The following is a 22,687-nucleotide window of genomic DNA, read 5'->3' on the forward strand; positions in this document are numbered from 1 at the left end:
TCATGCGATCGCTCACGACCTTATTCCTACTCCTGCTATTGCCCGGTTTTCTTACCGCCCAATCCAGCCTGGCCGAGATTCTGCGGTCTTCAAATGACTTCAACTCCCTGGTGGAACGTGGAGAGGCCTATTTCCGGCAAAAACACAAAAACACGCCCTTTAATGAACTCGGTCTGGGGGTTAACCGGGACGGCGAATTCGTCAAATTCATGCGCTGGCGAAAATTCTGGCAGGACCGGCTGAATCCGGACGGAACGCTGGGCGATATTTCCGCCTACGGCAGAAAACGGGTGAAGCGCAACGAGCGAAAAAACAGCAACCCCTACGCCAACGTTCCGTGGACTAACATTTCCTACGAAGATTACATCATCTCACAGATCGGCCTGGGGCGCACCACTTCCATGGTTTTTCACCCCTCCAACCCCAATATATTCTACGTGGGAGCCGCCATCGGGGGCGTCTGGAAAACCACAGATGGCGGGCAGAGCTACGTCCCGATCGGTGACAACCTTCCCTTCCTGGCCGTCAGTGCCCTGGTGCTTGACGGGAATACGCTCTACGTGGCCGTGAGTGACCACGTATGGTACGGACCGCCCAGCATTGGCGTCTATAAAACCAACGACGACGGACAAAACTGGGAGCCGACCGCTCTTTCCTTCGACTTCACCAGTGACCGGAGAATTTATTGGATGGAGCAGCACCCCAGCGCCCCCAAAACCATTCTGGTGGGCACCCAGGCGGGGCTCTATAAAACCACCGATGGTTTCAGTTCCGTCACCAGCGTCAGCAACAGCAACACCTTTTCGGTCCGGTATAAAACGGACGATGCTAACGTAGTCTTTCAGGGGACCTCCAATGGGCAACTACGCAGAAGCACCAACGGAGGAAATAGCTTTTCTACCCTACACGACTTTGGTAATGGTAACGTCTACATCATCCTTAGCCCTACTGACGGTGATAAAGTGTTCGTTCGAAACAACGAAACCCTTTACCGCAGCTACGACGGTGGACTGACCTTCGATAACGGAACACCCCTACCCGAGAGCAACCAGGTAGTCTTGTTTGCGCCCACTGACGATGACATCTTATTGTCCGGCAACTTCGAAACGCACCGATCGGATGACGGGGGGAACACCTTCAGTGCCACCAGCCAGTGGCTGGGCAACAATGGCCTGCCCGACATCCACGTTGATCAGCGCAACATGTTCTTCAACCCCCTCGAACCGAACGCGGTGTACTACACCAATGACGGCGGGGTGTACCGCTACCTGATTGCCCAGGGTCAGTTCGAGAACCTGAGTAACGGGCTGGCCATTACCCAGTTTTACGACATCGCCGTGGCCCAGAATGACCCGGCGGTGCTGAGCGGCGGCTCCCAGGATAACGGGAACGTGTTCCGGGGAAGCAACGGCAGCTGGATGCAGCACGCCCGCACGGGCGACGGGATGAATCAGGATATCGACCCTACGGACGCTAACGTCCGCTACTGGTCCTACCAGTACGGGGCGATGCGCCGCTGGGAAAACGGGTTCAACCGGGGCATCGCTCCTCCGGGACAGGACGGAAACGGCGCCTGGGAGACGCCCTTTAAACTGGACCCCTCAAACCCTTCGCGGCTCATCGTTGGGTACGACCGGGTGTATGCGTCCAACGACCGGGGTAATTCCTGGACTGACATCAGTGGTTCCCTCGCTAATGGCGGCGACCTCAACGAGCTAGCCATCGCGCCGTCGGCTCCCGAAAGGATTTACGCCACGCGGGGAGGAACCCTGTACGTGCGCGACCCCAATACCCTGACCTGGAGCAGTAAAAGTCTGCCGGGTCCCGTATCGGACCTCGAGGTGGACTTTAACAACGATCAGCTCATTTACGTTACCGTGCCGGGGTACAGCAGTGGCCAGAAAGTATTCCGCTCCGCTGATGCCGGCGACAACTGGGAGAACATCAGTGGTAGCCTGGCCAACGTTTCTACGGGAGCACTGGAACTGCTGCCGGGAAGCAATCACGGCATCTTTGTCGGCAACGACTATGGGGTCTTTTACCGGGACGATAACAACCCGGACTGGCTGCAGTACGGCCAGTTGCCCAGCACCCGGGTGGAGGACATTGAGATTCAGGTATCCGCCCAGCTGATCCGGATCGGCACCCACGGTCGCGGTGTCCTGGAAGCACCCATTGATATTCAGACTTGTTCGGCCAGTTCGGCCGACGGAGATAATGACGGCGTTTGCGATCTCTTCGACGCCTGCCCGGGATTTGACGACGGCCTGATCGGGACGCCATGCGAGGATGGAGATCCCTACTCTTCCGGGGAAAGGTTTACCACCAATTGTGCCTGTGAAGGCGGGATGGCCAATCTGGAATACTGCGCGGCCGCGGGCAGTCCGGGAACCGGTAGTGACTACATTAACCTGGTGAATCTCCACACCATTCAGAACAGTTCGGGACAAACCGCCTACAGTGATTTCCGATCCATATCCACGGAACTGGAACAGGGCCGTGGCTACCCCATTGAAGTCAGACTTGCGGCCGTTTTCTCCCCCGACCGCGTACTCGCCTGGATAGATTATAATCGGGACGGGCAGTTTTCCACCGAGGAGTCTATTCCCATGTCGGTGCCAGATTCCGGAACGAGGATCAGTTCCGGCACCGTAACGGTGCCCGTGGATGCTGACCTCGGTGCGACCACCTTGCGGGTCAGGGTCGTGTACTCGACCACCTTCGACACGCCCTGCGGGGATGCGTTCGGGGAAGTGGAGGACTATACCGTCTGGATGCTCTGTGGCGAAGGAAGTACCAATACTGCCTGTACCGGACTACCCCTAGAATGGGTAGGTTTTTCGGCCGAACGGCAATCCGAAAAATCGGCTCGGCTCCGCTGGACTACCTCGCAGGAAGAAGGCCTGGACAAGTTTGAGGTGGAGCGGTCCGTGGACGGCATCGCCTTTGATCAAATTGCCCAGGTAACCGCGCGGAACCTTTCCGAAGAAGGCAGCTACGTATACGTCGACGAAAATATTCAGGCTTCCGGTTACTATTATCGGGTTCGGGCGATGGAACACGACGGAAGCAGTAGCCTGACGGAGGTAAAACGAGTGTTGTTTCCATCCCATGCGAAAGCGTCCTTTTACCTTACCCCAAATCCCGCCAACGATTTTTGCACGCTTAACTGGCGGAAGGATGCTGGTCCCTTCACCTGGCAACTTTGGGAAGTAAACGGTAAAATGCTACGTACCCAGCGGGTTACTGATTCCCAGCCGGGGAGCACCAGGATTCCCCTGGACGATTTACCACCGGGGATGTACCTCCTCAAAGTGAAACACTCACGGGAGACGGAGACGTTGACGCTCATCAAGCAGTAAACCAAACACCAGGTGTTGGTTGAGGTCCTCATTTAATTTTTTAAAAAGTATTGTACCATGTGGCAACATCCCTTCTACGGTCCTTCGGAGGACCAGGAATACTATTTCAAAGAAAGGTGTCACATCCTGGAGGTCATCAACCACCCGGAGGCTCCGGCCATCTCCCTTGCCCGGGCCCGGGTGGAGCCGGGCGTCACCACGGTGCTCCACGCCGTTGCCCGCACCGAGGTCTATTACGTTCTGGAAGGTCGGGGAGTCGCCCGGGTCGGTGATCAGGAGTATACCCTTGGCCAGGGTCAGGCGGCATACATTTCGCCCGGAACTCCCCAACAAATCAGCAATACGGAAGCCACTGATTTAGTCTTTCTGGCCATCTGTAGCCCCCGCTTCACCCCCGAATCCTACACCGACTTAGGGGAGAAATAACACTAAGTAAACGCGATATTTTGGAGAAAAATCCCAAAAGGATGTTGGGATGATTACCAAATGTGCCGCCACAGACCATACAATATTCTGAATTTTGGTTTTTTTTGGGCGAATTGTTCACGTTACTGATTTTTTACATAGCTTTAGCGCAGCTTTAAAGCGGTATGTCCAAATAATCATTCACGAGACTAGTGCATATCGGCGTTTCTCACAACCAACTAACACGCATTCATGAAAAGACTTTTTCTCTTAGGAGCATTGTGCCTCCTCGGGCTTTCTTTTGTCCAAGCCCAAGCTACCTACTACTGGAGTACGGAAGGAAAAATTTCGGTTACCGCTTCAGATTACCAGTTCATCGTCACGGCTAACGAGGGTGTTTCGTTAGACCAGGTGAGACTCGACAACGTGAAGCAATACGAAAGTTTTGCGCACAAAAACTACGCCGTTTTCGAGTCCGTTCGTCCGCTTTCTGCCGATCAGGTAGCGGCAACGCTCGGATTCGACACCGACGAAATCCAGGTGAGCCCCGGATTCCAGTACGAGGATGGTTTCACCATTTACCCCACCCGTAAAATCGTGGTTCAACTCAACCGTAAGGAAGACGTTGGCGCCATGATGGACCTGGTAAACCAATACGGGGTAAAGGCCATCACGGACAAGAACGGTATCTTCCGCATCGAGCTTGCACAGCTCGACGACGCCTTCGCCCTGTCCAACAAACTCTACGAGAGTGGCATTACGGCCTTTGCGCATCCTGATTTCTACGCGCCCATTGAGCGCTACCAGATCAACGATCCGCTCTTTAATCAGCAGTTCCAGATGAACAATACCGGCCAGACCATTGACGGTGTTGCCGGTCAGCCAGACGCCGACTGTAATGCATTGGAAGCCTGGAACATCAGTTTGGGTTCCAGCTCCATCACCGTTGCCGTAATCGATGACGGTCTGGAAGATCACGAAGACTTTAACGACGGTACCGGAGCCAGCCGCTACATTGGCGGTTTCACGCCGGCCAATAACGGCAATGGTGACGCCATCAGCGGCAGTAACCACGGCGTAGCCTGTGCGGGTAGTATTGCGGCCAGCCATAACAACCTCGGTGTTCGTGGTGTTGCACCACTGGTCAAAATGCTGTCCGTAAACATCTTTTTCGGTGGTGAATCCACCCAGGATATCGCCGACGGTATCAGCTGGGCCAAGAACAACGGCGCCGACGTACTGAGCAACAGCTGGGGATACACCAGCTGTACGGCCAGCTTTTCCAACATCCGTAACGCCATCGCTGATGCTGACGCCAACGGCCGTGGCGGTCTGGGTAGTATCGTCATCTTTGCTTCCGGTAACGGCTACAAAGACTGCGTCGACTTCCCCGCCAATGACCAGAATGCAGTAGCCGTAGGGGCCTTTGCCAACACGGGTATTCGTTCGGCCTACTCCAACTACGGTTCCGACCTCGACATCATGGCTCCCTCCAACAACGTCGGTGGCCCCGGTGCCGGCGTACGTACCACGGACCGCATGGGAAGCCCGGGTTACACCAGCGGTAACTACACCAGCAGCTTCGGTGGTACTTCTTCTGCCTGTCCTACCGCAGCGGGTGTTGCCGCCCTTGTACTGGGCTACGACCCCAGCCTGACCACGACGGCCCTGAAGAACCTGCTCTACAGCACGGCCATCGACATGGGTCCCGCCGGTGTTGACGCCGAGTACGCCAACGGTCGGATCAACGCCCTGGGTGCCCTGCAGCAGCTCAGCGGTGGCGGCGGTGGCCCCACCTGTGACGACGGCATCCAGAACGGTGACGAAACTGGCATCGACTGTGGTGGTGCTAACTGTCCCGCTTGTCCTCCCGTTACCTGTAACGGTACGGAAGTCACGCTGACCATCGTACTGGACAACTACCCCGAAGAAACCAGCTGGACCATCACCGCCGACGGCGGTGGCATCGTGGCCAGCGGCGGAACCTACGGCTTCCTGGCCGACGGTAGCACCTACACGGAAGACATCTGTCTGGCCGACGGTTGCTACACCTTCACCATCAACGACAGCTACGGCGACGGTATCTGCTGTTCCTACGGTAACGGATCTTACTCCCTCACCGACGGAGGTACGGTGCTCGCCAGTGGTGGCGCTTTCGCTTCCTCCGAAGCGACCGCATTCTGTGTCGGCGGTGGTGGAGCAGACACCGAAGCCCCCACCACGCCCACCAACCTGACGGCCTCCAACATCACGACGAGCTCCATGGACCTTTCCTGGAATGCTTCTTCCGACAACGTTGGCGTTACCGGCTACAATGTCTACCAGGGTAGCACCCTGCTCGGAACCGTAACCGGAACCTCCGCTACGATCACGGGCCTGGCCGAAGGCACGACCTACACCTTCTCCGTGACGGCTACGGATGATGCCGGTAACGAATCCGGTGCCGCTTCCGTAACGGCGACCACCCTGACGGCCGGAGACTCTTCTCCGCCCACCACGCCCACCAACCTGGCCGCGTCCAACATCACGACCAGCAGCCTGGACCTGACCTGGAATGCCTCTTCCGATAACGTTGGCGTAACCGGCTACAATGTCTACCAGGGTAGCACCCTGCTCGGCTCCGTAACCGGAACGGCCGCCTCTATTACGGGACTGGCCGAAGCCACGACCTACACCTTCTCCGTGACGGCCACGGACGCCGCCGGCAACGAATCCGGTGCCGCTTCCGTAACGGCAACCACGCTCTCTAGCGGTGGTGGTGGCCAGACCGAGACGATCTTCGCCTCCTTCTTCGAGACGGGATGGGACAACTGGAACGACGGTGGCTCAGATTGTTACCGCTACCGCGGCAGCCGCAGCTACGAAGGACAGTACTCCATCCGTATCCGCGACAATAGTGGTACGGCCAGCTCGATGACCTCCGACCCCGTTAACCTGACCAACTACGCCAGCGTAGATATGGAGTTCTACTTCTACCCCAACAGCATGGAGAACGGCGAGGACTTCTGGCTTCAGTATAACGACGGTAGCGGCTGGCAGACGGTAGCGACCTACGCCAGCGGCAGTCAGTTCAGCAACGGAAGTTTCTACACTTCCACCGTAACCCTGGACCGCAGCCAGTACAACTTCTCGGCGAACGCCACCTTCCGCTTCCGCTGTGATGCCAGTGCCAATGCTGACCAGATCTACATCGACCAGGTGACCCTGACGGGTACCACCCTCGGCGGTGCCAACATCGGCGGTGACGGTACGACGGTTACCATTGAGCAGCTGCCCACCCGTACGACCTTCGACATTGAGGACGAAAGCGAGTTCGATATCCGCATCTCCCCCAACCCCGCCACCGACCTGGTGACGGTCCGGGCCGACGAAGCCATCGAAAGCGTGACCGTGACCAGCATCGACGGTCGCCAGCTCCTTTACCGGAAAGTTGGTAACGTAGACCAGGCACAACTCGACGTCAGCGACTTCCCCGCGGGTGTTTACCTGATCAGTATTCAAACTACTGAAGAGCTCCTGACCGACAAGGTGGTAATCCGGCGCTAAGCTCTGGAATTACCTCCTGAACAGCCCGCCTCCCTACCCTGGGGGGCGGGCTTCTTTTTTGGATATTAGAAATAATGTTCCAAGCGTTCCAAAATTTATGTTTTTTAACGAATCAGCTTTTCATACTTCGTTTCTCAACAATATATTTACACAGTTTTAACTCGGTTTACACTCACCCCGTACAGTTTCAAAAAGCACTTCAATCTGTACACCTAATACTTAATCGCTATGCAAAAACTTTTTACGCTCTGTTTTTTCCTGTTACTGGCCGGATGGGTCCAGGCACAAATGGTGGAGGTCACCTTCGCCGTAGACATGAACGACGCCGGCGAAACGGTGGAAGCGGCCTTCGTGGCCGGAGAATTCCAGAACTGGACCCCCGCCGACGGTGCCCTGGATGACGCTAACGGAAATGGCGTCTGGGCCCGCACCTACATGCTCGCCCCGGGTACTTACCTGTACAAATTCGGCATTGGCTCCGACTGGGGCAACAACGAAGGCGGTGGCCTCGGCGACTGCGGTGTCGACGACGGCAACGGTGGCTTCAACCGGACCGTCACCGTGGAAGCAGGTAGCCCACAAATCATTGAGGTCGTCTACAATGGCTGTGATGAATCCAGCCTCACCTTTGACGGTAAGGTAGCCGTCACCTTCGGCGTTGACGTTAATGACGTCAACGGGTTTGATCCCGCCGGTGGTGCCTTCGTGGCCGGTGAATTTCAGGGTTGGACGCCCGGAGACGGTGCCCTTGCCGACGAAGACGGTGACGGTCTCTGGACGCGCACCTACCGCCTGTTCCCCGGCGCCACTTCCCCCTACAAGTTCGGTCAGGGAAGCGACTGGGGTAACAACGAAGGTGGAGGCCTGGCCGACTGCGGCACCGACGATGGTAACGGCGGCTTCAACCGTAACTTCGAAGTTCCTAACGATGGTTCCAAGGAGGTCACCTTCGCCTTCAACTACGACAGCTGCGAAACTTCCGACCTGGTTTCCGTAAACGACCTCTCCACCCTGAGCGGCGTGTCCATCTACCCCAACCCCATGACCAACGTAGCCAGCATTCGCTTCGAGGATGAAGGCAACAGCCACGACGTATTTCTGAGCAACATGGCCGGCCAGGTCGTGCGCCAGTACCACGACGTACGCGGCAATGGCGTAGACATCGAGCGGGGCAACCTCGCTCCCGGCCTCTACTTCGTGACCTTCCGCAACCAGGTAGGACAAATTGGCTCCGCTAAATTGATGATCCAGTAACGGAGAATATTTGGGGCGATTCCGCAGGTGCAACGCTCATCCGTGATCAGCCAGTAACCCTGGCCAGACCCGAGATGCCGGCACCTGCCTCCGGCCAAACGCCAGCATACCGCCCCCAATACTGACCTTACGCTGAGTGGCTCGTTCCGGCAGGGGCGAGCCACTTTTTCGTGGTTATCTTTAGGGAATCCTAAAAACAAACACCATGCGCGCAGCCTTCGTGCTAACCCTGTGCCTTTGCCTGAATTTCTTTCTCCGGAGTCAAAATAGCTACCATGAAGTGCGGGAGATTTCCTCCGCCGAACGATGGGTACGGCTAAACGACATCGGCTCCGTTAAAGCCGGGCAACACCTCCTGCTCTATCAGGCTACGGGGGCCACCCTCGCTACCACCGGCGGGAGCATCGGTTCCGTGGAAGTAAACCAGGGTGCGGGACTGTTTGGCTTACTCAAGGTGACGCGGGTCTCCGGCGATACCGTTTTCTCTGATTACCCAATCTCCCCAGGCTTCCAGCCCGCGCTGACCCAGGCCATCATCTCCGCGGGCCGCGACACCCTGGAAACCAACGCTACCCACACGGCCAACAACTATGATGGCCGATTGGGGGGCGTGCTGTTTCTTTCGGCCAACGAGCGGCTAATCATAAGGGATTCCCTGATCGCCTCCGGCGCCGGCTTCCGGGGTGGTCAGGGGCAGGAGGCCGACAGTGACTGTAACCGACTCAACAGTTTCAGCGGGGAGCTGTATAGCGGAACGGACTGGCGGAGTTCCCGGCGTGGGGAAGGCATTGCCGGAGTCCTGCTTAGCTTCCCGAACGGCAGGGCACCCGCCGCCAACGGCGGCGGTGGAGGCAATGACCACAACGCCGGTGGAGGCGGAGGTGCAAACGTTTCCCGGGGCGGAACCGGCGGCATCAACGTCGTGGAGGGCCTCCTTAATTTTTCCTGCCGCGGGAACTTCCCGGGACGTGGCGGTCTGGGACTAAACGCCGACAAGGATCGTATCTACCTGGGTGGCGGAGGCGGAGCGGGACACGCCAACAACACGATCACCGCAGGGGGTGGCAATGGCGGTGGCCTGATTGTCCTCTGGGCCCCTGTGATCGAATTCCGTCCTGGCGGAGCCATCGTTTCCGACGGACAGCCCGGCGCCTCCGTGGATGGCGACGGAGCCGGTGGTGGCGGTGGTGGAGGCAGCCTGCTGATGTTGGCCGACAGCATTTTCGGTGCCGCCACGATGAGTCTCACCGGCGGGCGGGGAGGTGACGTCACCAATATGTCCGATCGCTGCTTTGGTCCCGGAGGCGGAGGCAGTGGCGGTCGGGTGCTCCTGGCCGTTCGCTCCGGCGGCAATCAACTGGACGCCGAATTCCACCTGGATGCCGGAGGTCCGGGATTACGGCTGAACTCTGACGTTTGTGCTCCAACCGATGCGCCCGCCGGCACCGGAGATCCCGGGAGCCTGCAACCCATCATTATTCCCGTTCCCTTCCCCGGCATCCAGCTGTCGGCGGACACCCTTTGCAGCGATCAACGACTGACGGTACTCAACACCAGCGCCGGCGTAAATACCGTAACCTGGGAAATACTCGGAGCGGATTCTACCCTGATCATTGAGCCCCTGGGTCCCAACCTTCGGGTAAGTTTTACCGACCGGGCGGAAGGGACCTATCGCGTGGTACAGACCCTCTTTGTCGGGGAAACCGAGTTTCCGGGAGACACCGCCGTCTTTACCGTGGTCGCGGCCCCCGGACTGGAGCGTGCGGAAGTTTTACGAAACGGAGCCACGATTTCGGTAAACCTGGAGGAAGCCACGGGGTATTCCAGCGTTACCTACGATTTCGGGGATGGCTTCGCGCTTGACACCACGGCCACCTTCGGGTCACACACTTATGCCGCCGGGGGGGGCTACCCGGTCAGGGTCAGCCTCATCAATGAAGTATGCGGTAGCCTGACGGTACTTGACACCACGATAATCATTCCGGAATTTGCCGAGGCCATTACCGACATCAAAGAAAGCTACGGCTGCACCCCCTACACCCTTACCGTGGCGGACCTGAGTCTTGGCACCTACCGGGGCGTTTTGTGGTCCTTTCCCGGCGGTAACCCGGACACCTCCAGCCTGGCGACCCCCACGGTCACCTACGCCGATTCCGGTAATTACGTCATCACCCTACGGCTGCTCGGTGCCGTTGGACCGGATAGCCTGGCCACCATTACCGTCCGGGTGGACCCTACGCCCACGGCCGATTTTTCCTTTGCGGTCGACACCGCCACCGTTTCCTTCACCAACCTCAGTGAAGGGGCCACGGTGTATTTGTGGAATTTTGGTAACCGCACCGTTAGTCAGGAGGAAAATCCCACCGTAACGTACGACAGTACGGGGACCTACACCGTGTTCATGACGGCCACCTACCGTGGGTGCTCCAGCCGGGTGGAACGAACGGTCACCGTTAGTCTCCTGAGTGACGTTACCGAACTCAGCCAGTCGGGCGTGAGGGTTTTTCCAAATCCGACCACCGGCGTGGTTAATCTAGTTGGTCCAGGGGTACCGCTGGCGGTGAGGGATATGTCCGGACGCCAAATGGCCGTCCCCATGACGAATGATCAGGTAGACCTGAGTACTCTGCCACCCGGAATCTATTTAGTGAGCCTGCGCGTAGCACAACAGCACTACACCATCCGGGTTGCCGTCAGTCGTTAGTCCAGAATGCGGAAGGTCGTTCGCCGGTTTTCCTGATGCTGCTCTTCCGAGCACCGCTCACAGATGCATTCGGCGATGGGGGCCGTTTCCCCGTAGCCGCGTGCCGACAGTCGGGTTACATCGATCCCCTGCTGCACGAGATAATCCACCGCCGCCTGGGCCCGTTGCTGGCTGAGGCGTTGGTTGTAGGGGTCGGGACCGCGGCAATCCGTGTGGGACCCCATTTCGATTCTGATATCGGGGTTACGTTCCAGCGTTTCGGCCAGTCGGTTTAGCGTTGGTTTGGCGTCGTCGCGGATGAAACTCTGGTCAAAATCGTAGTAAATATTGTTGAGCACGATTTCCTGGTTCCGGAAGATCTTTTCCAGTTCTAGCTCCAGTTCGTACCGTTGTTCGGGTGCCCGTGGGTCCTGGGGTAGATCGGTACTGGAAAAAGCGCCTTCCGCGGCCAGGTACTCCTCGCGCTCGGCGCGGAAATTGTATTGCTGGTCGTCAACGAGGACCAGGCTGAGTTTACCCTCCTCATTGGCGTTTACCGTTCGGCTCTGGTCCCCGATACTGGCGATGATGGTAGCGTTGGGCACCGGCCGCCGCCCCAGTACTCTACTGCGGGGATTGGTCGGGTCTTCGAGAATTTTCTCTACGACGTAAACGTCCAGGATGTTGCGATAAGCGATTGGGGTGGTATCCTTAGGCGGCGGCGGAAGGGTACGTTTTTCATAGGAATAGATATCGTCGCTGCCGGACCCACCGGGTCGGGCGCTGCTAAAGTACCCCTTTACGGTAGCAGCTAATCCCGTGCCCTGACGCCTCACAACGGTGTAGGCAAAATCATCGGAGCCGCTGTTGACCGGAGGTCGGAGATTTTCCGGGGCGCTGTAGCGGCCGTTGGGCATGAGATAGGTCCGGTAAATATCGAGTCCCCCCATGCCCTCCAGACCGTCACTGGAGAAATAGAGGGTATCGGCGTCGAAGGAAGGAAATTGCTCGTTACCCTGGGTATTGATTGATCGGTTCAATAGAAAGGGCTCCTTCCAGTTGCCATCCTCCAGGCGATCGCTGACGTACAGATCGTATCCCCCCCAGCCGTCATCGAGCTTGGCGCTGAAGAAAAGCCGCTTGCCGTCCGCGCTCAACGCGGGGTGCATGTAGTTGAACCCGGGGCGGATGAAGGACAGCTTCCGGGCCGGTGACCAGCCCTCGCCCAGTCGCTCGGAGACGTAAAGTGCACAGTAGGCATCCTCCCGTTGCCCGGGAGGGCTACAGCGCGTAAAGATCATCTCTTTCCCGTCGGCGCTGAAGGTGGGCGTTCCTTCATGGTCGGCAGAATTGATGCCACTGTCGAAGCTGGTCACGGAGCTCGTTCCCTCCGCAGAAGTCACGAAAAGATCGGTGAATCCCCTACCCGTCCAGTTGAAGGTTTCCTCCCCCGTGCTGGCCTGACGGTCGCTGGTGAAGACCAGCTGGTCTCCCAGAAGCACGGGGGCGTAGTCTGCCTGACGGCTGTTGAAATCGCTGGGAGTTACGGTGTACGCGGGTTCCCGTTCGGCCCATTCCTGGGCCAGTTCGGCGCCGCGGATGTCTTTGCGGAATTCGTACTTGGACCCAATTTCAAAGCCCAGATCAGTGTAGGTTTGGATGGCTTCATCGTAGCGCTCCAGGCGCTTGAGCGCCGCAGCTTTTTCGCGCAATGCCTCGGGACCAACGCTGTTATCGTAGGCCGTCTGGAACCACTGCAGGGCATCTTCGTCCCGACCGGTTTCCCGCAACGCCAGCCCTAGATTCATGGCAATTTGCCCCCGCTCCGTTCTCGTTTTTGCCCGTTTGTATTCCCGCTGCAGCATGGGAACCGCTACGTCATACTGTTTCCGGTCAATGGCGGTGGCGCCATCCGTGATTTTGGCGGTGTAGGTGCAAGAAGCAATCAGGAGAAAAAGCAAAAAGTAAGCTTGGCGCATAACGGGTAGGCTTTGACAAAAAACGGGTGAATACGGGCTTTGTTGCTGCTGGATGCTAGCGCGCCCGCATTTGCACAATAAACGACGGATTTTGTCCGCGAGCCGTTGCTAAAAATCTTCGGGAAGGAAAGATTTCTTCCTCCTACTTTTTCTCGCACACATAAATCACCGAACTACCGCGCTCCGGCGTGCTCAGACTGGTGGCAAATGATTGCAGTCCGCGGAGGCCGCCCTTGAGCAGTCCCCCTCCGGAAGCGTAGCGTTCGCTCATGATGGAAACGTAGAAGGGATCCAGCGGCATATGGCGCTGTTCGGTGATCCGGAAGCCCGTTTGCTCCATGATGGTGGCCATTGTCGTCGGGGAGAAATGCCAGAGGTGACGCGGAACATCGTAGGCCGCCCAATGAGCGCCGTAGGCCTGGGCGTCCTTACTGGTATGGTTAGGGACCGCTACGATCAGGATGCCCCGGTCATCCAGGATTTCGTGGAAGCGCCGCAAATACCGCTGAGGATCGTACAGGTGTTCCAGCACATGCCAGAGGGTAATCACGTCGAAGTGGTCCTTTTCGTACCCGTCAAAGAGGTATTGGGGGGCATGGACGGAAATACCGAAGCGCTGGATGCCATACTGACGCGCGCCCTCATCAATTTCAATGCCCTCCGCCTGGTACCCTTGCCGGACCATAAAGTCGGTAAAGTAGCCCGTTCCGGTGCCGTAATCCAGGAGTCTTTTCCCCGTGGCCAGTCGGTCTACCAGCCGAAACTTTTGGGCCAGCATGAAGTCCCGGGCCCGGTGGTAGAGCTGGTTGACAATCCCCCGTTGGTTGTCGCTGTGACTGATGTAGTCTTCACTCTGGTAGTAACGACCGGCAGATTCCGGACTTGGGGGGTCCTGGGTAAAGAGGAAATCACACCTCCCGCAACGCCACAATTCAAAGACCTCCTTGGTAATGCTGTGGTCCTTGACGGTCATCGAGGACGCAAGATCACTTGATCCGCACAGGGGGCAGGAATTGTGGTGGAGTTTCATGAAGACCAGATTTCATCCGCGAAGGTAATATTCCGGGGCATAAGGGGAAACCCCATAGAGGATCAGGCCAGCTCAAGGATGATAAACTCCACGCCGTTAAAGACGAGTTCTTCCCCGACGCCTTTTCCCAGCATGGCCCGCGCAATGGGTGCCACGGGCGAAGTGCAGAAAAAGGGACGGCCGTCCAGCGTTACTTTTCCGATACCGGTGGCGATGAAAAAGTTCCCCCGGTTGGTGCCCACCAGGGCACCCGCCCCCGCGCTTTGGCGCGGGGTGGCCAGATCAATAGCCAGCAAACGATCGTAGGCTTCGCCGGCTTCGGCCAGCTGCCCCCGGAGCTTGGCTTCTTCCAGCTGCATCATGGCCCTGCCCGTTTCGAACTTGTCACCGGCACTGCTCTTGGTTTCTCCGTCGCGGGACTCCACGATGTTCCGCAGGGCGTCCTCCAGTTTTTCGGTCCGCTCCCGGAGTTGGCGTTTACATTCGGCGAACAGACGGCGCTTGAGCTCCGGGACATCTACTGAGGGCATACGGGGGTAATTTTCGTCCAAACTTAGGGCATTACTGCTTCTCGTTACCAAATGCTACCTTTAAAGTTTATGATCAGGTTCTGGGTAAGGCGTTGGAGGCTGTTCCTTGTGGGGCTTAGCCTACTTTGGCTCGGAGGATGCGGGCATCAGCCGACCGTGAGCTTCAATGAAGACATCCGGCCCATCTTCAACGAGCGCTGCGTTTCCTGCCACGGCGGGGTCAAGCAATCGGGCGGCTTCGGGCTGGTATTCCGGGAAAACGCCCTGAAGGAAACGGCTTCCGGGAAGTTTGCCATTGTGCCCGGTAAGCCCGGCCAGAGCGAGTTGCTCAAGCGCATTCGCCACGACAATCCGGAATGGCGGATGCCCCTGGAGGAAGCTCCCCTGACGAACGAAGAAGCCGATCTGATTGAGCGCTGGATTTGGGAGGGGGCGGCCTGGGCGCCCCACTGGGCCTACCAACCTCCCCGGGAGATCGCCCCGGAAGAAAGGGCTCCCCACGGACATAACCTCATTGACGATTACGTTTACGGCCGGCTCGTCGGGAAAGATTTGGCACCCGCGCCCCGCGCCCAAAAGAGCGTCCTGTTACGACGGCTCAGCCTCGATCTGACCGGCTTGCCGCCCTCCCCTGCCCTGATGGAGGATTTTTTGCAGGACGACACCCCCGGGGCTTACCAAAGGATGGTGGATAGCCTGCTGAACGCTACTGCCTTCGGCGAACGCTGGGCCAGTATGTGGCTCGATCTGGCGCGCTACGCGGACAGCCGCGGCTACGAACGGGACCGGGACCGCAGCATCTGGCAATACCGCGACTGGGTCATCGACGCCTTCAACCAGGACCTCCCCTTTGATCGGTTTACCATCGAACAGCTTGCCGGAGACTTACTGAACGAAAGCAACGATAACAACCTGATTGCCACTGCCTTTCACCGCAACACTTTAAGTAATGGAGAAGGCGGCACGGAAAATGAGGAGTACCGGGTGGCGGCCGTCATTGATCGGGTGAATACGACCTGGGAAGTCTGGCAGGGCACAACGATGTCCTGCGTGCAGTGCCACAGCCATCCCTACGACCCCATTAAGCACGAAGACTTTTACCGATCGTATGACTTTTTCAACCAGACCCTCGACCACGATCACGTTTCCGAGTTCCCGAGTCTGATCACCCACACTAAGGTCAATCAGGCAAAACTGGAGAACATCCTGGGCCACATCGCCATTGCGGGCGACGGCGCGCAGGTGCAGGCATGGCGAGACCGTCTGCTCCTCCAGGAACCCCGTTGGCGTCCCCACAGTTTTACTTCCGTCCAAAACGCCGTCTTCACCGATCGTGCCGACGAAGACTACCTCTTCGTGCGGAATGGAGCGCAGTTTCAACCGCCCACCCCGGACATTCCGGAAGTAGCCGCCCTTCACCTCAGCTACCGGGCCAGAACCGGGGCGGACCTGACCGTGCACCTCGACCGGGTGGACGGACCGGTGATCGGAAGTCTCCGCCTGAGCGACCGGTCGTGGCAATCCCGTACCGACGTCATTCCCCTGACCACCAATCCCGGGACCCGGCCAATTTTCCTGACCTTCTCCGGCCAGGAGGGTCCCATTCTCGCCGACGTTTACGGAATCCATTACCAACCTCCACTCCCCGACGCCAACGCCCCCGCTACGGAGGAAGTACGGGAAATGATCGTCCAACTGCTGAATACCCGCGACTCCGTACGCACCCCCGTGATGGTGGAAGCGCCGCCGGCGATGCGGCGGACCACCCATCTCTTTGTGGGCGGCAATTGGTTGGTACACGGCCCGCCCGTCAGGGCAGGAATCCCGAAAGTGTTTAGCGGCCTCGACCAAGAAGAAACTGCCGATCGCCTCGCCCTGGCCCACTGGTTGGTCAGCGATAATAACCCGCTGACCAGCCGGGTAACCGTTAACCGTATCTGGGCCCAGCTCTTTGGGCGGGGCATCGTGGCGACCCTCTCCGACTTCGGCAGTCAGGGGGCACCACCCTCCCACCCTGAGTTGCTGGATCACCTGGCGGTGAGGTTTCGTGAAGACTTTGCCTGGAGCCTCAAGGCATTGTTGCGCTACATCGTTTCTTCGGCTACCTACCAGCAAAGCAGTAGCATTGATCCGGAGCTTTACGCACTGGACCCCGACAACGTCTACCTGGCCCGGGGGCCTCGCCTCCGGCTCAGCGCAGAGCAAATCCGCGACCAGATGCTCGCCCAGTCGGGTCTGCTCAGTCGGAAAATGTACGGCCCCGGTGTGATGCCGCCCCAGCCCGATGGGCTCTGGGACGCCATCCCCTACAGTGGTCGGCGCTGGGTGACCAGTACGGGGGAAGACCGGTACCGGAGGTCGGTGTACACCTACTTGCGGCGGTCCGTCCCCTTTCCCGGCCTCACCACCTTTGACGGTCCGAACCGGGAATTCTGCCTCTCCCAGCGAACGACCACCAACACCCCGCTGCAGGCCCTGCACACCCTGAATGATCCCATCTTTCAGGAGGGAGCCGCGTTGCTGGCCCGGGAGCTCATGACCGAATTCGATGATCCCCGTGCCCGCATTGACGGGCTTTTCCAACGCCTCTTGTTCCGCAAGGCAAGTTCCCTGGAACAGCAGCAATTGCTGGACCTTTTTATGGAAGCCCGCGGGCAGTTTCAGCGGCAGGAAAATCAGCTAAACCCGGAAATTGCCGCCATGACCTTAGTGGTGAATACCGTGTTTAACCTGGACGAATACCTAAGCAAAACCTAGCATGGACCACCAAAGTGAAGCACAAATTCGTCGGGCGGCCCTCAATACCCGCCGGCTGTTCCTGCGGCAGGGCCTACTGGGGATGGGGGGACTGGCGCTGGGCACCCTGATGGGTTGCGGAACCAAAACACCACCATCTTCCTCCACGGCCGCCTCCCTTGCGCAGGCATACCGGTTTGCGCCCCGGGCGCGTCGGGTCATCTACCTCCACATGGCCGGGGCACCTTCCCAGCTAGAACTCTTCGATTACAAACCCACCCTGGCCAAATTACACGGGCAGGATTGTCCGCCCTCCCTGCTGGACGGAAAACGCTTTGCGTTCATTCAGGGAACCCCCAAGATGCTGGGCCCCCAGGCCACCTTCGGGCAGTACGGACAGAGTGGCGCCTGGGTCAGTGATTTGTTACCGCATTTTCAACAGGTGGTAGACGAGGTAGCCTTCCTCAAGGCCGTGCACACCGAGGAGTTTAACCATGCACCCGCCCAGCTTTTGTTTCAGACCGGAAGTCCGCGCGTCGGGCGGCCTTCCATGGGCTCCTGGGTGACCTACGGTCTGGGGTCCGAGAACGACAACCTACCGGGCTTCATCGTCCTGGCGTCGGGCGGACAAATCCCGAGTGCGGGCAAGAAGCTTTGGGGAAGCGGTTTTCTGCCCTCCATCCACCAGGGTGTACAGTGCCGGACGGAAGGCGACCCGGTATTGTACCTGCAGGATCCGGACGGGATATCCCGGAACCTGCGCCGGGAAAGCATTGAGACCATCAACGCCATTAACCGCGCCCAGTACGAACAGCTCGGGGATCCGGAAACCCTGACCCGGATCGCCCAGTACGAGATGGCCTTTCGGATGCAGACTTCCGTCCCCGAGGTTATGGACATCAGTAAGGAGCCCGACTACATCCACGAACTCTACGGCACGGAGCCCGGCAGAGCCTCCTTCGCCAATGATTGTCTCCTGGCCCGACGCCTGGTGGAATCCGGCGTCCGCTTCGTCCAACTGTACAACTGGGGCTGGGACGATCACGGCACCAACCGGGACACGAGCCTCCGGCACGGACTGGTGGAGCGCTGTAAGAAAATTGACCGTCCGATCACGGCCCTGATCCTTGACCTCAAGCAGCGGGGACTGCTGGAGGACACCCTCGTGGTCTGGGGAGGAGAATTTGGCCGTACCCCAATGCAGGAAAATCGTGGAGGAGTAACGATGCCCTTCTTCGGTCGGGATCACCACGGGGAAGCCTTTACCATGTGGATGGCGGGCGGGGGCGTCAAACCCGGAGTCAGCTACGGGGAAACGGACGACATCGGATACCGGGGCGTAAAAAATCGCCTGCACGTTCACGACGTACAGGCGACTATTTTACACTTGCTCGGCTTACAACACGAGCGCTTTACCTATCCCTTTCAGGGGCGGGACTTCCGCCTTACGGACGTCAGTGGTCAGGTGGCGGAAGCCATCGTTGGTTGATGACTATATCACCCGGTAGCTGTTGGCCAACCGTTCCTGAAGTTTGGGTTTCAGCACCGAAGCGGCGTCCAGGATCAGGGCCTCATTACTCGGGAAGGGAATGGGACGGTTCCCGATTCTGCGGCGGGTGTCGCTGCTGAGGGCCCGGCGATCTCCCCGGAAAGTACTGGCGTAGTTTTCGAAGATGGCTTCCGCGGTAAGCTGGTCTTCGTCGACGATGCGCCGGAGGCGATTATCGTACAGTACCAGACTACCCGTCACGATGGCCGTTTTGGTCTGAAGGACTTCAGTCACTTCGGCCCGCACGACAACCTGGCGCGGCCGGGTGATGTCGTTGCCCAGGGTATCCTTGGCCACGTTGCCGTTTTCATCGAGCACGTATTCTTCGCCGTCGGTGATTTCCTTCTCGTCGATGTAGTTGCGCTCACTGACGCGTTCGGGGCTCACCTGGATGTCGTGGATGACGATGCGGGCGTTGTAGTCGTAGTCACGGTCGCGACGGGGGGTGAAATCGTACACCCTCCACCGGTCGTTCATACCGCTGGTACGTACGCGGAGCAACTCATCTTCAAAACCACGGGGCAGGTAACCGCCGGTTTCGTTGACCATACTGACGATGACGAACACGCGGCCAAGTTCTTCGGCCTCGGCGGCCAGCGCGTAGGCATCACGGTAGTTGCGGCGGTAACGGTCAATCCGTTCAAACTGCATGACGGCGTCCCGGGCGGCGGCCTTATTGCCGTTACGACCTTCGGCCAGCAGGCGCAGGGCATCCTCATAGATTTGAGCCGCAGCGTTTTCGCTGGCCCGCACCATCAGGTCATCGACGTTGGCGAAGCGAAATTCGGCCTGGCGCCCCCGCTTGTCCACCAGCGGCAGGAGTGGACGCAGGGCGTCCTGACGACGCTGAATGCGCTCATAGATGCCGAACACCTGGGGCCAGTCGGCGTTTCCACTTTCCGCAATTCTGCGGGCACGGGCCATGTCTTCTGCCGTGACCCGGTTAAAGGCCTGCTCCAGGGCAGCGACTAATTTTGGGTTTTTCTTTTGCTTTCCGGTAAGGCGACGCTGGGCTACGTCAATGGTCTGTTCGTAGTTACCAGACTCCACCAAATCCTGCACTGAGGTGCAGGAAGGCAGCGTCAGAAAAACGACGGCCAGAAAGCAGATCAGGGAGGTGATTGGTAACTGTTTCATAATAGTGGGTTTATACTCAAAAGTACGAGCACGCCAGACCGGAGATGCCTACCAAAAGTATAAAAGAACTTAAGAAGTGTTAAGATCCGTCCATCACCATTTCTCCGAGAAGGAAGCCCTCCTCAACCACTTTGGCTGACTACACAGTTTCCTTCGCCGCCAATTCCTGCAGGTAGTTATTGAGGCGTTCCATCGGTTTTACGATGGCGACCCGCCCGGAGCGCACGAACTCGTAAATGCCGTAGGTTTTTAGTTCCTGCAGTAAGGCTCCCGTTTCGGATTCGTGTCCCGTTTTCTCAATTACCACGAATTCTTTCTCGATCAACAGCACGCGTGCATTGTGCTTCCGGATAATTTGCTCCACGGTACTACCGTTGTTGAAGGCTTCCGTGGGAACCTTGTAAAGCGCAATTTCCTGGAAGACGATATCCTTCTCCTCGTAATAAAAGGCTTTGAGCACGTCAACCTGCTTATCGAGCTGGGCGATCAGCTTTTCCACCATGTCGTGGCTAACCTGGACCACGATGGTGAAGCGATGAATGCTTTCATCACTACTGGCGCTGGTGGTGAGGCTGTCGATATTGATATTCCGGCGATTAAAAATCCCCACTACCCGGGAGAGCAGTCCGGTCTGGTCTTCGGTGAACACCGTGATGGTGTAGGCTTGCGTGGCGGTAGTCATGGTCCTAAATTTTTTGAGATCCGAGATCGATTACAGGTCTTCGGGCGAGAGGATGACCTCATGGACGCCCTTTCCGCTGGGTACCATGGGGAATACATTGTCTTCCTTGGCCACGTGCACGTGCAGGAGGTACGGGCCGTCATGGGCCAACATTCTGGCCACGGCAGGTGCAATATCTTTCGGGTCACGGATGGATTCACCGGCCACCCCGAAGCCCCGGGCGATGGTCACAAAATCAGGATTCTGGAGTTCTACCGAGCTGTAGCGCCTTTCGTGGAAGAGCTGCTGCCACTGCCGCACCATGCCGAGGAAATTATTATCCAGCAATACGATTTTGACGCCAACGTGCCACTGGGCGCAGAGGCCGAGTTCCTGAAGGGTCATTTGAAAACCTCCGTCGCCGATGAAGGCGACCGTTTCCCGTGCGGGATCGGCGTACTTGGCACCAAAGGCAGCTGGGAGTCCGTAGCCCATGGTTCCGGCTCCGCCGGAACTCACCCACTGATCATGACCTTTGTACTCGTAATACCGGGCGGCCATCATCTGGTGCTGCCCCACGTCGGTGGCCACGATGGCCTGCCCGTCGGTTTGGTCAGACACCTCCCGGATGACTTGTCCCATCCGGATTTCCCCCTCGGCGGTTGGCAGTAATGCCTCCCGGATGACCCGGTCTTCTTCGATCCGACGGCACTCCCGGAATCGCTCGGCCCACTCCGGGTGGCGCTTTTCCGTCACCATGGGGAGCAGGGCTTCGAGGACGTCCCGGGCGTCACCCAGCACCGGTGCCTCCGCCTTCACGTTTTTATTGATTTCTGCCGGGTCGATCTCGATGTGGACCACCTTACTGTCGGGGAGGTATTTGGACAGGTTACCCGTTACGCGATCGTCGAAGCGCATCCCAATGGCGATGATGACGTCCGCTTCGTTTTGCAGGAGGTTCGGCCCGTAGTTACCGTGCATCCCGAGCATACCGGTGAAGAGCGGATGGTCGTTGGGCAGGGCCGAAAGCCCGTGGCAGGTGGCTCCGACGGGGATACCGGTTTTGTCCACGAACTGCCGAAAGACCTCCTGGGCGTGGGCGATGTGGATACCGTGTCCGGCGAGGATCATCGGGCGCTCGGCGCCGTTGATGAGGTTCGCCGCGGCCGTCAGTTGGGCCTTCTTGGGCTTATTGTAGGGAGAATAGCTCCGAATCTTCAGCTTCTCCGGGTACCGGAAATCGACTTCCGCCAGCTGAGCGTCTTTGGTGATGTCGATAACGACCGGTCCGGGCCGACCGCTGTTGGCGATAAAAAAGGCCTTCTTGAAAACCCAGGCGATTTCTTCCGGATCGGTGATCTGGTAGTTCCATTTGGTCACCGGAATAGTACAGTTCACCACGTCCGTTTCCTGAAAAGCATCACTGCCCAGCAGGAAGCTGGGCACCTGCCCGGTGATGGCCACCAGGGGAAGGGAATCCAGTTGGGCGTCGCACAGTCCGGTGAGGAGGTTCGTGGCTCCGGGTCCACTGGTAGCCATGCAGACCCCGGTTTTACGCCTGATTCTGGCGTAGCCCTCGGCGGCGTGAATGGCCCCCTGTTCGTGACGCGGGAGGATGTGGGTAATCTTGTCTTCCACGTCCACCAGTGCGTCATAGACGGGCATAATGGCACCTCCGGGGTAGCCGAAAATAGTATCGACGCCCTCGGCGATGAGGCATTCCAGTACGGCGCGTGCTCCGTTCATTCTTACCGTTTTGGGAGCCTGACCATTGATGGTGGCGGAAGTGGTAGTATTGGTGGCCATGATTAACGT

13 protein-coding genes are annotated in these 22,687 nt (G+C 58.2%); 7 read left to right on the forward strand and 6 right to left on the reverse strand.

What is annotated here, in order from left to right; genetic code table 11:
• Positions 1 to 2: 2 nt before the first annotated feature.
• The 5 genes from E1J53_RS08420 (at position 3) to E1J53_RS08440 (ending at position 11,271) form a co-directional block, all read left to right on the forward strand.
• Positions 3 to 3,362 (forward strand): GEVED domain-containing protein, encoded by a 3,360-nt coding sequence (locus E1J53_RS08420; protein ID WP_134272495.1) that lies wholly within the window; start codon positions 3 to 5, stop codon positions 3,360 to 3,362.
• A 57-nt stretch (positions 3,363 to 3,419) separates the two neighbouring features.
• Positions 3,420 to 3,788 (forward strand): cupin domain-containing protein, encoded by a 369-nt coding sequence (locus E1J53_RS08425; protein WP_134272496.1) that lies wholly within the window; start codon positions 3,420 to 3,422, stop codon positions 3,786 to 3,788.
• Between the two features lie 231 nt (positions 3,789 to 4,019).
• On the forward strand, positions 4,020 to 7,313 hold the full coding sequence (locus E1J53_RS08430; protein ID WP_134272497.1) for a S8 family serine peptidase: 3,294 nt from the start codon (positions 4,020 to 4,022) through the stop codon (positions 7,311 to 7,313).
• 228 nt (positions 7,314 to 7,541) lie between these two features.
• Positions 7,542 to 8,567: a T9SS type A sorting domain-containing protein gene (locus E1J53_RS08435; RefSeq protein ID WP_134272498.1), complete on the forward strand. Its 1,026-nt coding sequence runs from the start codon at positions 7,542 to 7,544 to the stop codon at positions 8,565 to 8,567.
• A 205-nt stretch (positions 8,568 to 8,772) separates the two neighbouring features.
• Positions 8,773 to 11,271 carry a PKD domain-containing protein gene (locus E1J53_RS08440; RefSeq protein ID WP_134272499.1) on the forward strand — a complete coding sequence of 833 codons (2,499 nt, stop codon included), beginning with the start codon at positions 8,773 to 8,775 and terminating at the stop codon, positions 11,269 to 11,271.
• Here the strand turns inward: E1J53_RS08440 and E1J53_RS08445 are convergent.
• The 3 genes from E1J53_RS08445 to E1J53_RS08455 form a co-directional block, all read right to left on the reverse strand.
• Positions 11,268 to 13,229: an OmpA family protein gene (locus E1J53_RS08445; RefSeq protein WP_134272500.1), complete on the reverse strand. Its 1,962-nt coding sequence runs from the start codon at positions 13,227 to 13,229 to the stop codon at positions 11,268 to 11,270. The genes E1J53_RS08440 and E1J53_RS08445 overlap by 4 nt on opposite strands.
• Positions 13,230 to 13,371: 142 nt before the next feature.
• Positions 13,372 to 14,259, reverse strand: a complete 888-nt coding sequence (locus tag E1J53_RS08450; RefSeq protein WP_253931188.1) for a class I SAM-dependent methyltransferase — start codon at positions 14,257 to 14,259, stop codon at positions 13,372 to 13,374.
• 62 nt (positions 14,260 to 14,321) lie between these two features.
• The gene (locus tag E1J53_RS08455) at positions 14,322 to 14,789 is read right to left on the reverse strand and encodes a 3-oxoacyl-ACP synthase (RefSeq protein WP_134272501.1); all 468 of its coding nucleotides are present in this window, start codon (positions 14,787 to 14,789) and stop codon (positions 14,322 to 14,324) included.
• 69 nt (positions 14,790 to 14,858) lie between these two features.
• Between E1J53_RS08455 and E1J53_RS08460 the strand changes: the two genes are divergently transcribed.
• Together E1J53_RS08460 and E1J53_RS08465 are read left to right on the forward strand one after the other, a co-directional pair.
• Positions 14,859 to 17,546 (forward strand): DUF1553 domain-containing protein, encoded by a 2,688-nt coding sequence (locus E1J53_RS08460; RefSeq protein ID WP_154640164.1) that lies wholly within the window; start codon positions 14,859 to 14,861, stop codon positions 17,544 to 17,546.
• A gap of 1 nt (position 17,547) precedes the next feature.
• A complete protein-coding gene (locus E1J53_RS08465) occupies positions 17,548 to 19,014 on the forward strand; it encodes a DUF1501 domain-containing protein (RefSeq protein ID WP_134272502.1) in 1,467 nt (488 codons plus the stop codon).
• Positions 19,015 to 19,017: 3 nt separating this feature from the next.
• Here the strand turns inward: E1J53_RS08465 and E1J53_RS08470 are convergent, their stop codons facing one another.
• The 3 genes from E1J53_RS08470 to ilvB all read right to left on the reverse strand — a co-directional run bounded on the left by E1J53_RS08470 (position 19,018) and on the right by ilvB (position 22,678).
• Positions 19,018 to 20,211 carry a hypothetical protein gene (locus tag E1J53_RS08470; RefSeq protein WP_134272503.1) on the reverse strand — a complete coding sequence of 398 codons (1,194 nt, stop codon included), beginning with the start codon at positions 20,209 to 20,211 and terminating at the stop codon, positions 19,018 to 19,020.
• A gap of 139 nt (positions 20,212 to 20,350) precedes the next feature.
• Positions 20,351 to 20,893 carry an acetolactate synthase small subunit gene (gene ilvN, locus E1J53_RS08475; protein WP_134272504.1) on the reverse strand — a complete coding sequence of 181 codons (543 nt, stop codon included), beginning with the start codon at positions 20,891 to 20,893 and terminating at the stop codon, positions 20,351 to 20,353.
• Positions 20,894 to 20,923: 30 nt separating this feature from the next.
• Positions 20,924 to 22,678 carry a biosynthetic-type acetolactate synthase large subunit gene (gene ilvB / locus E1J53_RS08480; protein WP_134272505.1) on the reverse strand — a complete coding sequence of 585 codons (1,755 nt, stop codon included), beginning with the start codon at positions 22,676 to 22,678 and terminating at the stop codon, positions 20,924 to 20,926.
• Positions 22,679 to 22,687: the final 9 nt, after the last annotated feature.

Source organism: Lewinella sp. W8 (genome assembly GCF_004375085.3).
In the GTDB taxonomy this organism is placed as follows: domain Bacteria; phylum Bacteroidota; class Bacteroidia; order Chitinophagales; family Saprospiraceae; genus Neolewinella.

Coding starts and splice junctions, on each gene's coding strand:
- ilvB (WP_134272505.1), bottom strand. CDS start 22,678: ATGGCCACCAATACTACCACTTCCGCCACCATCAATGGTCAGGCTCCC.
- E1J53_RS08455 (WP_134272501.1), bottom strand. CDS start 14,789: ATGCCCTCAGTAGATGTCCCGGAGCTCAAGCGCCGTCTGTTCGCCGAA.
- E1J53_RS08425 (WP_134272496.1), top strand. CDS start 3,420: ATGTGGCAACATCCCTTCTACGGTCCTTCGGAGGACCAGGAATACTAT.
- E1J53_RS08450 (WP_253931188.1), bottom strand. CDS start 14,259: ATGAAACTCCACCACAATTCCTGCCCCCTGTGCGGATCAAGTGATCTT.
- E1J53_RS08470 (WP_134272503.1), bottom strand. CDS start 20,211: ATGAAACAGTTACCAATCACCTCCCTGATCTGCTTTCTGGCCGTCGTT.
- ilvN (WP_134272504.1), bottom strand. CDS start 20,893: ATGACTACCGCCACGCAAGCCTACACCATCACGGTGTTCACCGAAGAC.
- E1J53_RS08460 (WP_154640164.1), top strand. CDS start 14,859: ATGATCAGGTTCTGGGTAAGGCGTTGGAGGCTGTTCCTTGTGGGGCTT.
- E1J53_RS08440 (WP_134272499.1), top strand. CDS start 8,773: ATGCGCGCAGCCTTCGTGCTAACCCTGTGCCTTTGCCTGAATTTCTTT.
- E1J53_RS08430 (WP_134272497.1), top strand. CDS start 4,020: ATGAAAAGACTTTTTCTCTTAGGAGCATTGTGCCTCCTCGGGCTTTCT.
- E1J53_RS08435 (WP_134272498.1), top strand. CDS start 7,542: ATGCAAAAACTTTTTACGCTCTGTTTTTTCCTGTTACTGGCCGGATGG.
- E1J53_RS08465 (WP_134272502.1), top strand. CDS start 17,548: ATGGACCACCAAAGTGAAGCACAAATTCGTCGGGCGGCCCTCAATACC.
- E1J53_RS08445 (WP_134272500.1), bottom strand. CDS start 13,229: ATGCGCCAAGCTTACTTTTTGCTTTTTCTCCTGATTGCTTCTTGCACC.
- E1J53_RS08420 (WP_134272495.1), top strand. CDS start 3: ATGCGATCGCTCACGACCTTATTCCTACTCCTGCTATTGCCCGGTTTT.